Raw genomic sequence first — 15,474 nt, forward strand, 5'->3', positions numbered from 1 at the left:
CCCAGGCCCATCTCAGACGGCCGCGTCACAGTTAATCTTGCGGCCCACCTCACAGCGCTGCCTGCTCGGGTATCACGCCACCCACCGTGAACCACGCTTCGCAATGCCGCAACAAGCCGTGCAGATCCGAGCCGGTTCGCCCGCGCGCGCTGATGTAGCCGTCCGGCCGCACCAGATAGAACGACGGCCGCGTGCGCCCATACGATTCCGATAACGGCGGGGCGCCCTCACCGCTCGTATCGGTCACCCGCCAGATCCGCACCGCGCCTGGCAGCAATCGCTCGACCTCCGCGGCAAGATGCTCCAGTTCCGGGTCCGGTGGAGGCTCGTGCTTCGCGGCTGGATCGAGCGGCGTTTCGTCGACGGGTGAAGGCGGGACCAGCAGGAACAACGAGAAGAACGCCGGATCGTGCAGATCGAAAATGCAGCCGACGCCCGGCGCGCGGCCAAGCGGCCCATCCACCACATGCACTAGCGCATCCGGCGCGCGCTCGCCGGCGCGTGGACCGCCGTCGAGCACACGCTCGAAGGTGAGCGGACTGCGCCGATACTGGATCGACAACTCGCTGATGGTCATCCGCGCCGCATCGCGCAGCGGACCGAGCGCCGCCAGCATCGGCATCACGCGCTCGCGCAGCAGCTTCAGCGGTCCATGATCGGCCTCGGCCATGTGGGTGATGAAACCGGTTTGCCGCAGCACGTCGCGCTCGATTGGATGCCGTTCGAGGTGGTACGTATCGAGCAGGCGGTCCGGCGCCGCGCCCTTCAATACACGGGCGAGTTTCCAGCCGAGATTGAATGCTTCCTGGATGCCCGTGTTCATCCCTTGCGCGCCAGCCGGACTGTGCACGTGCGCGGCGTCCCCCGCGAGGAAGATGCGGCCGACGCGCAGCTTGTCCACCATCCGGCTGTTCAGATGGAAATACGACGACCATGCCAGCTCCGATACGTCGATTCGCTCACGCACGCGCTGGGTGAGGAGCGCCTTGCATTCGTCGAGCGAAGGCGGCCGCACGACGTTGAGCGGCGGCTCGCCGAGCACTGCCGGCGTGGAGGGTGCGACGGTCGCGGCAGGTACGGCCGGATGATCCGCAATCAAACGATGACGGCCATGGCCCATCGGAAACAGCGCGACGAGACCCTCGCCTGACGCGAAGATGTGGAACTCATCGTCCGGCCAATCGGTTTCGGCGTGCACATCGGCGAGCAGGAAAGTCTGCTCGAAAGTCTTGCCCGCGAAGCTCAGACCCAGCCCGTGGCGGATCGCACTATGCGCGCCATCGGCGGCGATCAGGTACGACGGGCGCACGGTCTCCGTGTGACCGTCCGCGCGGCGCAGGGTCGCCTGAACGCTGGCGGAACCTTGCGAGAACATCGTCAGTTCGACGCCGCGTTCGACCGTCACGCCGAGCGTTGCGAGATGCTCGGTCAGCAAACGCTCGGTCACGGACTGATCGAGAAACAGCAGATACGGATAGCGCGTGTGCAGCGGATCGAAATCGAGTCGTGCAAGACGCATTCCATTGGAAAAAAGATTGGCGATGCGCGCGCGATGACCGAGTTCCAGAAACGACTCGATCAGCCGGTGCTGTTCAAACAGTTCGAGCGTGCGCGCCTGAATGCCGATGGCCCGCGAATAGGGGCTCGGCTGCATCGCCTTGTCGATCAGACGCACGGGGATGTGGGCTCGCGCCAGACTCATCGCCGCGGCGAGCCCGGTCGGCCCCGCCCCGACGATCAGCACCGGCGACGCATAGTGTGCAGCAACGTCCATGCAGAACTCCGGAGGCAACAGGACGTTCTAGTGTACGCCGCCGATTAACGGCTCAACGGTGCGCTGCATCAATCGCCGGGAGTTTGCCGGGGGCGGTGGCGGGTGTGTGTTCCGGCTCGGTGCGTGGTCGAGCGGCGCTCATCGCGTCAGTGCGCGCGCGGCGTAGGGTCCATCGCGCCTCGATGCTCGATGGTGCGGAGGTCGAGATAACAGGTCAAATTGGAGGGCGGCCCGGCGAGTGTGGGAAAATGCGGCGTCCGCCTCACCCGAAATACCATCCCCCCGTCATGCAACCTGTATTTGACCGCGCTTTCGCGGCGCATCGTGACGGCCGCCTCGACGACGCCGAACGCGGCTACCGCGCGACGCTCGACGGCAATCCCGTGCACGTCGATGCGTTGCACCTGCTGGGCGTACTGCGCCACCAGCAGGGCCAGCACGCCGAAGCCGCCGAGCTCGTGCGGCGCGCGGTGAACCTGCGCCCGGAAGATGCCGCGCTGCAACTGAACCTCGGCAACGCGCTCAAAGCGCTGGGCCAGATCGACGGCGCCATCGAACAGTTCCGCAATGCGTTGACGCTGGCGCCGTCCTTCCCGATGGCGCACTACAACCTGGGCAATGCGTATGCGTCGGTGGGCCGCCACGAAGACGCCGCCGACGCGTTCGCGAGATCGTTGCGCCTGCAACCGAACGACGCCTCGTCGCATAACAATCTCGGCAATGCGTTGCACGCGCTGGGCCGCTACCCGGATGCGATCGCGTCGTTCCGGCGTGCGCTCGAACTGCGCCCCGGGCATGCGGGCGCGCTGAACAACATGGGCATGTCGCTGAACGCGCTTGAGCGCGCGGACGAGGCGATCCCGTGCTTCCAGGCTGCGCTGGCAGCCGAACCGCGTTTCGTCGCCGCGCACTTCAATCTCGCCAATACCCTCGACGCCACCGGCCGCCACGAAGAAGCGGTCGCCTCTTTCCAGGCGGCGCTCGCCTTGCAGCCGAACCTGCCGCCCACCATCTTCGGGCTCGGCAACGCGCTCGCGGCGCTGGGACGCCATGCGCAAGCACTGCCGTATCTCGAGCGCGCCGTCGGGCTCGATCCGCAATTCGCGCTCGCGTGGCTGAGCCTCGGCACCGCGCACCAGGCGCTGGGCGCTCACGCCGCGGCGGTGCGCGCCTTCGATCAGGCGCTGCGCTTGCGCCCCGACCTGGCCTCCGCGCACATGAACCGCGCGCTCGCGTGGCTCGCACTGCGTGATTTCGCGCGCGGGCTGCCCGAATACGAATGGCGGCTGCAAACCACGGCGCAGCCGGTGATCCAGACGCTGCCCCGCTGGCGCGGCGAGCCGATCGAGGAGCGCACGCTCCTGATCCATGCCGAGCAGGGTTTCGGCGATACGCTGCAGTTCGTGCGCTTCGTCCCGCTGGCGGCGCAACGTGCGGCGCGCGTCGTGCTCGAAGTACAGCCGCAATTGCTGCCACTGTTTGCACCGGCCGCGCAAGCCTGGCGCGTAACGCTGATCGCCCAAGGCGCACCGCGTCCGGCGGCCGATCTGCAATGTCCGTTGCTGAGCTTGCCGCTCGCGCTCGGCACGACCTACGACACCATTCCTGCCCGCACGCCTTATCTCAGCGTGCCGCCGGCTTACGGCCGCAAATGGCGCGGCTCGCTCGGCGGTCACGCGAAGCGCAAGATCGGCATCGCGTGGTCCGGGCGCATCCAGCAAAACGAAACCCGTTCGATGCCGCTCGCCGCGCTCGCTCCCCTCTTCGCGCTCGACGGCATCGACTGGATCGTCCTGCAACCGGAACTGAGCGCCGACGAACGCGCGGCGCTCGACGCGCATCCGCGCGCGGCGTCGATTCATCGCTTCGATAAGCGGATCGGCGATTTTGCGGACACCGCGGCGATCGTCGAACGGCTCGACGCGGTCGTGTCGATCGATACATCGATTGCTCACCTGGCCGGCGCACTGAGAAAGCCGCTGTGGCTGATGCTGCCGTTTGCGGCGGATTGGCGCTGGTTCGCCGGCGAGACGCGTAGCGCGTGGTATCCAGGCGCTACGCTGCTGCGCCAACCTCAACCCGGCGCATGGGGCGACGTGGTGGAGGCCGTGGTGAACGAATTGCGCCACGGCTAGCTGAACACGGCGCGGGAAAATCAACCACCGCCGATGCAACACACTTAACAAAAACCCCCGCGCTCGTGAGACCGCGGGGGTTTTGTTTGCCCGAATGAAGCGGCGGAAACGTTACGCCGTTCGATATTGATCGCGTGCCTCCGGCGTGCGATACAACACCAGCGTCGCGATCAGCCCGCAAATCGCCGCCGCGCCCAGAAACAGGCCAGGCGCCGCCTTGTTGCCCGTGGTGTGAATCAGCAACGTGGAGATCGCCGGGGTGAAACCGCCGATCGTCGTGGCGAGGCTGTAGGCCAGCGAGAAACCGGCGGTCCGCACTTCGACCGGCATGACTTCGGTCAGCGCCACCACCATTGCGCCGTTGTAGCTGCCGTACAGGAACGACAACCACAACTCGACCGCCAGAAGGCGTGCGAACGACGGTTCCGCGACCAGCCATTGCAGCGCCGGGTACGCGGTGACGATCGTCAGGATCGTGAATGCCAGCAATACCGGACGACGGCCGATGCGGTCCGACAGCGCGCCCGCGAGCGGCAGCCAGATCAGATTCGACAGACCGATACAGACGGTGACGACAAGCGTATCGATCGATGACAGCTTCAGCACTTCCTTGCCGAAGGTCGGCGTATAGGCCGTGATCATGTAAAACGACACGGTGGTCATGATCACCATGCCCATGCCGCCCAGCACGATGCCCCAGTTCGCGGCCATCGTCTTCATGATTTCGCCCATGCTCGGTCGATGCTTGCGCGCCTTGAATTCCTCGGTTTCCTGCAGCGAACGGCGGATCAGGAACAGGAACGGCACAATCAGGCAGCCGATCAGGAACGGCACGCGCCAGCCCCATGCGGTCATCTGGTCCGCAGGCAGCACTTTGTTGAGCACCACGCCGATGAGCGCGGCGAACACCACGGCAACCTGCTGACTGCCCGACTGCCACGCGCAGTAGAAGCCCTTGTTGCCCTTGGTGGCGATCTCCGACAGATACACAGAGACGCCGCCCAGTTCGACCCCGGCGGAGAAACCTTGCAGCAGCCGGCCGCCCAGCACGAGCACGGGCGCGAGCACACCGATGGTCGCGTAGCCTGGTATCGACGCGACTGTGAGCGTGCCGAGCGCCATCAGGCCGAGCGTGAGGATCAGGCCTTTGCGCCGGCCGTGATGGTCGATGTAGGCGCCGAGCACGATCGCGCCGAGCGGCCGCATCAGGAAGCCCGCGCCGAATACCGACAGCGACAGCATCAGCGAGGCGAATTCGTTGCCGCTCGGGAAATAGGTCTTGGCAATCGCCGAAGCGTAATAGCCGTAGACCATGAAGTCGTACATCTCAAGAAAGTTGCCGCTGACCACGCGGAAAACCGTCTTGACCTTGGATTCTTCGGATGAGGAAGTAGCGTGTGACGCGGTAGACATGACATTCTCTGATAAGCCCGTCGCCACGGAAACAGGCGGCGATCAGGCAGTTGAAACGATCCGCTGTGCTCGGCAAGCGGTTGCTGCAGGCGACCTGACAGGACGCGCCGGGGGCGCCGCATTCTCATGCTGGGCACATTCGCGCGGCATCAGGGTAAACGTGGTGAAACACGCGGAGCCCGCAGCACGTAATGTTACCGTTCATGGCACCGTCGCGCATTTCATACGGTTTCATTACGGACAACCCCGCCGATTCCCGCGGTAAACTTTTGCACACAGGCAATTCCCGTTGACCACCATCCCGATGCAAACCACCCCTGCACTTTCGCTACGCCCCGCGGCCCTCGCGGATGCAGCGCTGATCGCCTCGATCCATAGCGCCAGCTGGCAGGCTACCTATCGCGGCCTGTTGCCCGACGCATTCCTCGACGGGGAAGTCGCGCGGGAGCGCGCCGCCTATTGGGAAGCGCGTCTGAACGCACCGGGCGGCGAGCGCCGCATCGTATTGATCGCCGAGCTCGCTGGCGAGCCGATCGGTTTCGTCTGCGTCGAACAGCAACCGAAGTCCGAGTGGGGCGTGCTGCTCGACAACCTGCATGCGCTGCCCGGACGCCAGGGCATCGGCGTGGGCAAGCTGCTGATGCGCGCAGCCGAAGACTGGGCGCGCGCGCAAGGAGAAGCACAGTTGTATCTCTATGTGCTCGAGGGCAATACGCCCGCGATCGGCTTCTATGAGAGGCAAGGCTGGCAATTCGTCGGCGCCGAACCGGACCACATGGGCGGCGTGGATATTACTGCATTGCGCTACGTGTACCGGCTGGATCGCTAGGACAAGCGCGCCTGGTTTGGTCGGTGTCCAAAATCTGTCCGAATCCACGCGGGACCAGCGCTTCTTTTTCGGACCAATCCGATCGTTAGTTCAGCCACTTCCTGGCATCATCTTCGACATCCCGATGGCTTTACAGTGACCACCCATGCGGCAGCGTGCTCGATCTGAGCACGGCGTTTCCGTATGGCGACGTGTACGGCGCTTCACGCGCATCACTCCGAAGCCAGAGTCCCACAGACCCCGGGGCCGCCAATCCGCGGCCCCTTTACGAGGCGCTGGAAGAGACCGATGTCCACTACCATTCCGCTCACCCTGATAGAAGGCGCCATGGCGCTACCGAACCTGCCGCCGCTCGGTCGCCGCCTGCCCCCGCCCTTCGGCCGAGATTGGGCATTGCTGCCGCCAGGCCGCACTCTGCGGGCGGAACTCAAGGCGCTCTATGCAGCCGTGCTACGTACCTTTTGCATGAGCGAACAGGCCATCCGCTCGTTCTGCAAATGGGCGCCGTTGAGCGAGGGGACTTCGGCCACGGCTGCCACGGCTGCGACGGCTGCGACGGCTGCGACGGCTGCGACGGCAACAGTGTTCGACGTGCCGCTCGATGAAGCCACTGAAACTTCGGCGGAAGCCGCAGCTTTCGCGCCGGTCAGCGCACCTGCGTTTGAGGCAACGCCACGCGGCGCGTCTATGAATTGGGGAGCGCTGGCGGGGGGCGCCTGCGCACTCGGCGGCGCTGCGGTGCTCACATGGCTTGCGCTCGGTCATCTGGCGCAACGTCATGCGGCTGGCGATGCAAAACCTGCGGGGGCAGTATTGGCGGATCGCGGCGCGCCGTCTACGAACCGGCAATGGCCTGACGCAGCGGCGGATCAGCGCACGCCGGCTGACAGTGGCGCAAGCGCGCGTGCATCGACTGAGGCGTCGGCGCACGCGGGCGCGGCATCGGAATCAGCGTTTGCGTCGGCGTCCACCGGTCCCAAGATCTTGCCAAGCGCAGTTGGCTCGGTTCCGTCTCGCGGCCTTACAACCGTCCTCTCAACGGAAGTCGCCGCCGCCCCTTCCCCGGCGCTGCCGCGTGTCTCCACCCGCCAAACCACCGCGCATCGTCGCGAAAAAACCGCCAGCCCGCACAAGAAAAGGCTCGGTCGGGCTGCGCAGATCAGCGCTGCGGCGCGACTGCCGAAAACCATGCCGGCAATGGCCACGGACCTGCCGCGGCACTCGATCCCGGCAGCCGTACAACGAACCTCGCCGAATCCCTCGGCGGCGGGTCCTTACTCACCGCTCGCGCCGACGCAACTCGGCGTCGACGGATACGCATCAACGACCCTGTCAGCCGGTACGCACATTCGCGACATTGCGGCGCCATCGCGCCCGGCTTCGTCGATCAATCCACCCGCAACCGGCGGGACAGAATGGATGAATCAAAAATCGCAGCGTCGCGTGACCGAGGTTCCCGATCAGTTCGCGAAGTAAGCCACCGCTATCGCAAAATCGAGGCGTAAAAAAAGCCCGGCAATCAAGAATGCCGGGCTTTTTTTCGCTTATGTGCTTACTTCTGGGTTGGCAATCCGAACTCGGTCTGCCGCTGCAACTGCATCACTTCGCCCTGAACCTGACGCAACTGCGCCTGCGCCTTTTCCTTTTCCGCGTGCAGCGCAACCGCCTCGCCTTGCGTTTGACGCTGGTAGTCGTTGACCTTGGCCTGCTGCGTACGGGCAACGTCGAGATCGGCCTGCAACCGTTTCGCGCGATCTTCGGACAACGCGATGATGTCTTCGATATACGCCTTCTGCGCTTGCAACTGCGTGCGGCGAATCTCGACGTCCGCGAGTTGCGCCGTCTGCTGCACGAAGCCGGCATACACTGCTTCGGCACGACCCACATCCGCCGACTTGATCACGCGCCAGAAATGTTTGTCCTGAAAGAGCGCGACGTAATACGTCATCTCCTGCGGATAGAAAAACAGACTCGCGCCGTAACTGCCGTTATAAGTGGTGCGCAGTTCGCTCAGCTTGGCGTCGTGAATCATCTGCATCAGTTCGGCGACGTTGCCTTGCGCATCGGCAGCGGTAGCCGGCGTGCCTGACGCGGCGCTGCGCAGCGCCGCGGCGACTGGCTGCGGCGTTAGCGTGTTCATGGCCGGCCGCGTGCCGACCAGCGGTGCGGCCTCTGCGCTTTGCGCCGCCAGCACGAAACCACCATGCTGCAACAGCGCACACGAGGTCGCGAGCAGCATGGTGCGCCGTACAATTAAGAGGTACTTCATACGTGCATGCTCCATGCAAATCCAAAATAGCCGCAGATTATCGCGCGGATTAGCCGTTAAGCGAAGCATTCAAGTGTCGCGCTGACAGACTTTAAATCGAGATAAATCTGTCGCGAATAATTTGGCCGGACGGACCCGTCAGTCACGAAATAATAAATTTCGGATAAGACAAAAACGCAACAATCTGACTCATGCGGACGTTTCCCAATTTGCATTGGATTTGCGAAAATCCAACATCAAAGTGGCTGCAATATGGAGATAAATGGATAAATAGTTGCCGCGTTGCCAAGGGAAGCAAACGGGAAGCGAAAGCCGGGGCAAGAATAATCGTTTCACGAGGTGCTGCCGCCAAACATGGCGGCAGCACCTCGTGAAAGTCGAGCGTGAAAGCGCGAGTTTAAGGACGTGGCCTTAAAACCGCGTTTCGCGCGCCACCCGCAGAAAGGTATCGAGCAACGGCGTGCAATCAAGCAACTCCGGGCCGCCCGCGCGATGAAACTCCGGGTGCCACTGCACGCCCATCACGAACGGCGCACGCCGATAGCGCACCGCCTCGATGATGCCGTCCGACGCCGACACCGCCTCGATATTCAGATCGCGGCCGAGCGTCTTGACCGCCTGATGGTGAATCGAGTTGACGATCGCCTCGCGCCGGCCCGGAAACATATTGGCCAGGGTCGATCCGTCCGGGAAATGAATGCTGTGCCGATGCTGATCGTAGTTCTCGTTGACGTGCACGTCGGCGGTCGGCACATCGGTGGCGATGTCCTGATACAAGGTGCCGCCGAACGCCACATTGATCAACTGGCACCCGCGGCACACGCCGAGCACCGGCTTGCCCGACTCGATGAACTCATGCAGCAGTTCGAGTTCGTACATATCGCGCACGCGGTCGCCAGGCCACTCGTGGCTCGTCGCCTGTTCCGCGTACGACTGCGGCGAGACGTCAGCGCCACCCTGCAGCAGCAGACCGTCGAGATGCTTCGCATAGTCGCGCAAACGAATGTTGCTTGGGTGCAGCATGCCCTGATGGCCGACCGTCGGAATCATGAACACCAGCACGTCGCGTGACATCACCCAGTGCGCAATCGATTCCTCGAGGTATTGCAGCGTCTTGCCGCGCAGCCCCTTCGCGCCCGGCTCCGGGTGGAAGATGCGCGCCGACACGCCGATGCGCAGCGTGCGCTGGGTGATCCGTTGGCCGGCGCGATCGAACAGTTGACGCGCCCGCGCCGCAATGATGCGGCCAAATACTGTCCACGCCGAATCGTTCTGCTTCAGATAGCGCGGCGGCGACGGCGGCAAGGCGTTCGGCGGCGGCGGGTTGGTTGCGGTGAAGTCCGGCGCGGCGCCGAAGCCGGGCGGCGGCGAACCAGCCGGGCGGGCGGCCGCGGCGGCCTCGTCCGCTTTTTCCGCTAGGGAAGCTCCGTCAGCCGGCACGCTCACTTCGCCGGTTAGCGGCGCGCCGCTCTCCAGCGTGGGCACACGTGAGGCAGGACTTTTGGCGGCATGCCGCGCCGCGACCGCCGCCTCGCGCTCATGCACCGCGGCCTCCTGCTTCGCGGTCGAGGCAGCCGCCGAGCTTCGCGCTTCGGCCGCGTCGCGTCGCCGCGCCATTTGCGCATCCGTGGGTGTGACGGTGGACGCGCTCTCCGGGTCGTCGGTGGACGATCTCACGGCCGCCTCTTCGGCAGCGGGCGATACACTTGAAGCAGCAGGCGCATCAGCCGACGAATCTTCCGGCAAAGCGATCGAGGGGGGAGTGCCGGGCACCGCCGATGCCGTACCCGTGCCTGGCGTCGCCGCCGCAGAAGTAGTCGCGACAGTAGTCGTGCCCTCACCCGCCGTCCCCGAAGCGACAGTCGGCGTCACCAGGTCCTTGATCGGGGACTGGATGGAATCTTCGTGGGAGAGCGGTAGCGAGGCCGCCGGCTCAGCCGGTGTTGTATCGGATTTCGACGTGCCAAGGGTTACGCCGGACGGCGTTGACGTCGCCGAAGGCGACGGAGGGATGCCGGGCTTGCCGGCGTTTTCAGGTTTGTTTTCGCTCATGACAGTCCGACAGGCGCCTTCCACGCGAACGGATGAATATGCCCTGATTATCCGCCTGCGGGCCACGTGCCGCAAACCCGCACACAATTGCTCACATTGTTGCGGGCCACTACGCAGGCCGCCTCAGGGCGATCTACCTTACGGATCCGGTTGTTCTTCGAAAGTTTCGCGCAGCGCGATCTGCATGGCCGCGTGGATTTTCACGCACCACCGCCACACCAGCGCCAGCAGCAACGCGGCGCAGATCAGCACCACGGTCAACAGGCCCGTCGGCGGCAAGATTCCCCCCGAAAGCACCGCGACCAGCAAAAACACACCGACCATCGAGACCACCGGTACCAGATCGGAGATCGCGTAACGGATCGCACGCGTGAAGCGCCCTGCTGTCGCCTGCTGCACGCTCACCTCGGCAAGCAGCAGGGCAAGCGACTTCGTCTTCCGATAGACCGCCACCAGGAATGGCATCGACAGTACCAGCGCGATGCTCCACAGCACCACGCGCTGCATCGGCTCGGAAGTCATCCAGTGGGCGAGCAAGGTGCTGGTATACGGCGCGCTATACGATCCGATCAGAAAGATCGCCGCGACCAGCGCGAGATTGACGGCGATCTGCAGAATGATCCGCCGCGTCATGCCGAACAGCGTCGGCTCGCCGGTTTCAGTGCTCAGGCTGCGCAGCCACTGCCCGTACATGCCGAACACGTTGGCGAGCGTGCGCGGCATCGCCCGGCCAAGACGCTGCGTCAGCGGATCGGCGGCGCGAATCAGATAAGGCGTGAAAAGCGTGGTCAAGGCGGACACGGCCACCGCGATCGGATACAGAAACGCGCTCGTCACCTTTAAGGTGAGACCGAGCGAGGCGATGATGAACGAGAACTCCCCGATCTGGGAGACGGTCATGCCCACCCGCATCGCCGTACGCCCATCCTTGCCGGCGAGAAAAGTGCCGAGTCCGCACGAAACGATCTTGCCGACGATCACGGCCGCCGTGATCACCGCAATCGGCCACGCATAGTCCACCAGCACGGCCGGGTTCAGCATCAGGCCGATCGTCACGAAGAAGATCGCGGAGAAGGCGTCGCGCAGCGGCGCGATCAGGTGCTCGATCCGATGCAGATGGCGCGACTCGGCCATGATCGCGCCGATCAGGAACGCGCCGAGCGCAATGCTGTAATCGAGCTTCACCACCAGCAGACAGAAGCCGAAGCAGAAGCCGAGCACCGATACCAGCAGCATTTCATCGCTCCTCGCGCGTGCCACGTAGTTCAGCGCGCGCGGCACGAGCAGAATGCCGACCACCAGCGAGACCGTCATGAAGAGCAGCAGCTTGCCGAGGGTGACGACCGCGACACCCGCGCTCAGGTGCCCGGTCTGCGCGATCCCGGAGAGCAGGACCAACATTGCAATGGCAAGAATGTCCTCGACGATCAGGATCCCGAACACCAGTTGCGCGAAGCTCTCACGCTTCAGGCCCAGTTCGGACAGCGCCTTGACGATGATGGTGGTCGACGAAATCGCCAGAATCGCGCCGAGGAACAGCGAATCCATTGGACTCCAGCCGAACGCGCTGCCGATCTCGTAACCGATCCATAGCATCAGCACGATTTCGGAGAGGGCCGCGACGATCGCCGTCGCGCCGACCTTGAACAGCTTGCGCAGGCTGAATTCGAGCCCGAGCGAAAACATCAGGAATACCACGCCCAGCTCGCCGAGCGTCTGGATGGTCTGCTCGTCATGGATCAGTTGGAACGGCGGCGTGTACGGCCCGATGATCACGCCCGCCGCGATGTAGCCCAGCACCACCGGCTGTTTCAGGCGATGGAACAGTACTGTGACGACGCCGGCGAGCGCCATCACGACCGCCAGATCCTGAATGAAGCCGATGCCCTGATGCATGGATGCGTTCCTTACAAAAAGTAATGTCTTGAAAACGCAGTGTAACGCACCGGTGCGGCATGCCGGATCGCGCAAACGCCGAAAGGACATGGGATTGAACGGACCACAAGGCGCACCGGCGCGCGCTCCCACCGAAACTTTTTTGACACGCTGGACGCCAGTGAAATATCACAATAATATTTTCTGCATATTTTCTTGGGAGTCGAGTGATGCGGCAGGTGTTCTTCAATGTTGTAGATCGTTCCGGCAGCAGTCGCGCCGATGTCGTCGAGGTGAATCGTCTGACGATCGCCGGCTGGGCCGGGCGCGATCAGGCCGCGATCGAGCATCACATCGCCGAACTGGCCGAACTCGGCGTGAAGCGGCCGTCGACCACGCCCTGTTTCTATCGCCTCGGCGCCGAGCTGCTGACGCAGGCCGAGCAGATCGACGTGGTCGGCGTGAAGTCCAGCGGCGAAGCCGAGTGCGTGCTGGTGCGCTCGGCAGCAGGGCTGCTCGTCACCGTCGGCTCCGACCACACCGACCGTGAAGTCGAAGCCTACGGCGTCACCGTATCCAAGCAGGTCTGCCCGAAACCGGTCGCGCGCGACGCCTGGCGTTTCGAAGACGTTGCCGGCCACTGGGATCAGCTTGAACTGCGCGCTTTCGCTGTGACAAACCACGGCGAGCGGCGCGTCTACCAGCAAGGCAGCGTCGCGTCGCTGCTGCCGGCTGCCGATCTGCTGGACCGCGCGCCCGTCGCTGACGGTGCCGCGATGTTCTGCGGCACGCTGGCCGTCCAAGGCGGCATCGTCGGCATGGCCGACGGCGACGCGCTGGAACTCGAACTGCACGACCCTGTGCTGAACCGCACGCTGCGCCACGCTTATCGCGTGCGAGCGCTACCTATCGTCGAATGAGGCATCCATGAATCCCCCTTCGCTATCCGCCAACGCCGACGCGTCTTCCGACGCGTGGCTCGAAGCCGCCGCCCTGCGCAAGATCACCTGGCGCATCATGCCGTTCCTGTTTCTCGTCTACGTGCTGTCGTACCTGGACCGCGTCAACATCGGTTACGCGAAGCTGCAGTTCACCGGCGATCTCGGCCTCTCGAACGCGGCGTACGGACTCGGCGCCGGGATCTTTTTCCTCGGCTATTTCGTGTTCGAAGTGCCGAGCAACTTGCTGCTGAAGAAGTTCGGCGCCCGCGCCACCATCGCCCGCATCACGATGCTGTGGGGCGCGCTGTCCTGCGTGATGATGTTCGTGCACTCGGAAACGATGTTCTACGTGCTGCGCTTTTTCCTCGGTGTCGCCGAGGCCGGGCTGGTACCGGGCGTGGTGCTGTACCTGACCTTCTGGTTTCCATCCGACCGGCGCGCGCGGATGGTCGCCGTGTTCATGGCGGCAATTCCGGTCGCGGGCATCATCGGCGCGCCCTTGTCGGGCTTTCTGATGTCGGCGCTGCATGAAGCGCACGGTTTGCGCGGCTGGCAGTGGATGTTCCTGATCGAAGGCATTCCGTCGATCCTCGCCGGCTTCTGGGCTCTGTCGGTGCTGCGCAACACGCCCGCCGAAGCCGCCTGGCTCACCGCCGACGAAAAGCGCGTGATCACGAACCGCCTCTCGCGGGAAAACGCGGCGGCCGCGGCGGCCGGCGCGGAGCAAAGCCTGGGCGTTGCATTACGCTCGGGACGCTTCTGGCTGCTGACGCTGATCTACTTCTGCCTCGTCACCGGCAATGCGGGCTTCTCGTTCTGGCTGCCGCAGATCGTCAAGGATCTCGGCGTCACCAACCTCGTCACGAATGGCTTCGTCACCGCGATTCCTTATCTCGCGGCGGGCATCGGCATGATCCTGATCGGCCGCTCGTCGGATATCACGGGCGAACGGCGCTGGCACTATGCCGTGTGCTGCTTCATCGGCGCGGCGGGGCTGCTCGGCAGTGCCTCGGTGACCAATTCGATTCCGCTCGCCGTCACCGGCTTGTCGATCGCGTATGTCGGCATTCTGGCGGGCTTCGGCATCTTCTGGTCGATGTCCACCACCTTCCTGCAAGGCACGGCGGCGGTTGCCGGTATTGCCGTGATCAACTCGATTGCGAACCTCGCCGGCTACGTGAGCCCGTATGTGCTCGGTATCGTCAAGGATGCGACGCATAGCGTGACCTTTGGACTGGTGCTGATCGCGGGCGCGCTGATCGTCGGCGGGTTGGTCACGTTGATGATGCCGCGTGTCGAGGTGCAGCACGCCGCCGCGGTGACGCCGAGGAGCGCCTGACATGCAGTGATTGACCCGCGCGCGGCCATCGCGTATGCGCACGCGGCGCCGGTGAGCAACCGCCCGCCACGCGCCATCCGCGCAAAACCTTGCTCTACAATGCGGACGACATCGCCCGCTTCCCTCTTCACATGACGCTTTTGCAGACTGCCCGCCCTTCGAACCCCGCCCGCGAGACCGCGTCCGCAAGTCTCGCCGAACAGGCCTATGCGTTCGTCAAGCGCGAGATCATCACGATGCGCTTGCGGCCGAGCGAGGTGCTGAACGAAGCGGAACTGATGGTGCTGACCGGCATCGGCCGCACGCCCGTTCATCAGGCGCTGCACCGGCTGGTGCACGAAGGCATGCTGACCATCATGCCGAGAAAGGGCATCATGGTCCGCCCGGTATCGCTCGACGACGTGCTGGCGATCATCGACGTACGGCTCGTCAACGAAGGCTATTGCGTCGAGCTGGCCGCGCGCCATGCGCAGCAGCACGATTTCGATGCGATGCAGGCGCTGCTGGACCGCTCGTCGGTATGCGTCGCCGCCCACGATATCGAAGGCATGATGGATATCGACCGCGAGTTTCATCTGGCGATTTCGGCCGCGTCGCGCAATCCGGTGCTGGCCGACATCCTGCGCGGACTGCATGAGCGCTCGCTGCGCTTCTGGTTCATTTCGCTGTCCGAGCTGCATCATCTCGAAGACGTCCACGAAGAACATCTCGAACTGTTTCGCCTGCTGCGCGAACGCGATGCCGAAGGCGCTCGCCAATCGGTGCAAAAGCATATTGAAGCGTTCCGCGCGACTCTCTTCAATCGAATCTAACCGGCATCACTCGGTTCAACCGGATCTGAACGAAC

General features: G+C 64.1%; 11 protein-coding genes. 6 read left to right on the forward strand and 5 right to left on the reverse strand.

The window, feature by feature from the left end; translation table 11 throughout:
• Positions 1 to 49: 49 nt before the first annotated feature.
• Positions 50 to 1,774 (reverse strand): FAD-dependent monooxygenase, encoded by a 1,725-nt coding sequence (locus ACAX43_RS04900; RefSeq protein ID WP_370707297.1) that lies wholly within the window; start codon positions 1,772 to 1,774, stop codon positions 50 to 52.
• A 287-nt stretch (positions 1,775 to 2,061) separates the two neighbouring features.
• On the opposite strand from ACAX43_RS04900, the gene ACAX43_RS04905 reads away from it, so the two are divergent.
• A complete protein-coding gene (locus ACAX43_RS04905) occupies positions 2,062 to 3,909 on the forward strand; it encodes a tetratricopeptide repeat protein (RefSeq protein ID WP_370707298.1) in 1,848 nt (615 codons plus the stop codon).
• A gap of 111 nt (positions 3,910 to 4,020) precedes the next feature.
• Here the strand turns inward: ACAX43_RS04905 and ACAX43_RS04910 are convergent, their stop codons facing one another.
• Positions 4,021 to 5,322, reverse strand: a complete 1,302-nt coding sequence (locus tag ACAX43_RS04910) for an MFS transporter (protein ID WP_370707299.1) — start codon at positions 5,320 to 5,322, stop codon at positions 4,021 to 4,023.
• Between the two features lie 304 nt (positions 5,323 to 5,626).
• Here ACAX43_RS04910 and ACAX43_RS04915 point away from each other — a divergent pair, with 304 nt between their 5' ends.
• Both ACAX43_RS04915 and ACAX43_RS04920 read left to right on the forward strand, forming a co-directional pair.
• Positions 5,627 to 6,151 carry an N-acetyltransferase family protein gene (locus ACAX43_RS04915; RefSeq protein ID WP_370707729.1) on the forward strand — a complete coding sequence of 175 codons (525 nt, stop codon included), beginning with the start codon at positions 5,627 to 5,629 and terminating at the stop codon, positions 6,149 to 6,151.
• Between the two features lie 288 nt (positions 6,152 to 6,439).
• Positions 6,440 to 7,627 carry a hypothetical protein gene (locus ACAX43_RS04920; protein WP_370707300.1) on the forward strand — a complete coding sequence of 396 codons (1,188 nt, stop codon included), beginning with the start codon at positions 6,440 to 6,442 and terminating at the stop codon, positions 7,625 to 7,627.
• A gap of 76 nt (positions 7,628 to 7,703) precedes the next feature.
• On the opposite strand, the gene ACAX43_RS04925 is transcribed toward ACAX43_RS04920, so the two are convergent.
• The 3 genes from ACAX43_RS04925 to ACAX43_RS04935 form a co-directional block, all read right to left on the reverse strand.
• Complete coding sequence (locus ACAX43_RS04925; RefSeq protein WP_370707301.1) at positions 7,704 to 8,420, reverse strand: DUF2968 domain-containing protein; 717 nt, start codon at positions 8,418 to 8,420, stop codon at positions 7,704 to 7,706.
• Positions 8,421 to 8,831: 411 nt separating this feature from the next.
• Positions 8,832 to 10,472 carry a gamma-glutamyl-gamma-aminobutyrate hydrolase family protein gene (locus ACAX43_RS04930; RefSeq protein WP_370707302.1) on the reverse strand — a complete coding sequence of 547 codons (1,641 nt, stop codon included), beginning with the start codon at positions 10,470 to 10,472 and terminating at the stop codon, positions 8,832 to 8,834.
• A 138-nt stretch (positions 10,473 to 10,610) separates the two neighbouring features.
• Positions 10,611 to 12,368: a cation:proton antiporter gene (locus ACAX43_RS04935; protein WP_370707303.1), complete on the reverse strand. Its 1,758-nt coding sequence runs from the start codon at positions 12,366 to 12,368 to the stop codon at positions 10,611 to 10,613.
• A gap of 209 nt (positions 12,369 to 12,577) precedes the next feature.
• On the opposite strand from ACAX43_RS04935, the gene ACAX43_RS04940 reads away from it, so the two are divergent.
• The 3 genes from ACAX43_RS04940 to ACAX43_RS04950 all read left to right on the forward strand — a co-directional run bounded on the left by ACAX43_RS04940 (position 12,578) and on the right by ACAX43_RS04950 (position 15,439).
• Positions 12,578 to 13,267 carry a DUF2848 domain-containing protein gene (locus ACAX43_RS04940; protein ID WP_370707304.1) on the forward strand — a complete coding sequence of 230 codons (690 nt, stop codon included), beginning with the start codon at positions 12,578 to 12,580 and terminating at the stop codon, positions 13,265 to 13,267.
• A 7-nt stretch (positions 13,268 to 13,274) separates the two neighbouring features.
• Positions 13,275 to 14,627 (forward strand): MFS transporter, encoded by a 1,353-nt coding sequence (locus tag ACAX43_RS04945; RefSeq protein ID WP_370707305.1) that lies wholly within the window; start codon positions 13,275 to 13,277, stop codon positions 14,625 to 14,627.
• A gap of 131 nt (positions 14,628 to 14,758) precedes the next feature.
• Positions 14,759 to 15,439 (forward strand): GntR family transcriptional regulator, encoded by a 681-nt coding sequence (locus ACAX43_RS04950; RefSeq protein ID WP_370707730.1) that lies wholly within the window; start codon positions 14,759 to 14,761, stop codon positions 15,437 to 15,439.
• Positions 15,440 to 15,474: the final 35 nt, after the last annotated feature.

Source organism: Paraburkholderia sp. IW21 (genome assembly GCF_041321145.1).
GTDB lineage: Bacteria > Pseudomonadota > Gammaproteobacteria > Burkholderiales > Burkholderiaceae > Paraburkholderia.

What these genes read in the sequence shown, in the direction of transcription:
- ACAX43_RS04900 (WP_370707297.1), bottom strand. Translation starts at nt 1,774, where the DNA reads ATGGACGTTGCTGCACACTATGCGTCGCCGGTGCTGATCGTCGGGGCG.
- ACAX43_RS04905 (WP_370707298.1), top strand. Translation starts at nt 2,062, where the DNA reads ATGCAACCTGTATTTGACCGCGCTTTCGCGGCGCATCGTGACGGCCGC.
- ACAX43_RS04910 (WP_370707299.1), bottom strand. Translation starts at nt 5,322, where the DNA reads ATGTCTACCGCGTCACACGCTACTTCCTCATCCGAAGAATCCAAGGTC.
- ACAX43_RS04915 (WP_370707729.1), top strand. Translation starts at nt 5,627, where the DNA reads ATGCAAACCACCCCTGCACTTTCGCTACGCCCCGCGGCCCTCGCGGAT.
- ACAX43_RS04920 (WP_370707300.1), top strand. Translation starts at nt 6,440, where the DNA reads ATGTCCACTACCATTCCGCTCACCCTGATAGAAGGCGCCATGGCGCTA.
- ACAX43_RS04925 (WP_370707301.1), bottom strand. Translation starts at nt 8,420, where the DNA reads ATGAAGTACCTCTTAATTGTACGGCGCACCATGCTGCTCGCGACCTCG.
- ACAX43_RS04930 (WP_370707302.1), bottom strand. Translation starts at nt 10,472, where the DNA reads ATGAGCGAAAACAAACCTGAAAACGCCGGCAAGCCCGGCATCCCTCCG.
- ACAX43_RS04935 (WP_370707303.1), bottom strand. Translation starts at nt 12,368, where the DNA reads ATGCATCAGGGCATCGGCTTCATTCAGGATCTGGCGGTCGTGATGGCG.
- ACAX43_RS04940 (WP_370707304.1), top strand. Translation starts at nt 12,578, where the DNA reads ATGCGGCAGGTGTTCTTCAATGTTGTAGATCGTTCCGGCAGCAGTCGC.
- ACAX43_RS04945 (WP_370707305.1), top strand. Translation starts at nt 13,275, where the DNA reads ATGAATCCCCCTTCGCTATCCGCCAACGCCGACGCGTCTTCCGACGCG.
- ACAX43_RS04950 (WP_370707730.1), top strand. Translation starts at nt 14,759, where the DNA reads ATGACGCTTTTGCAGACTGCCCGCCCTTCGAACCCCGCCCGCGAGACC.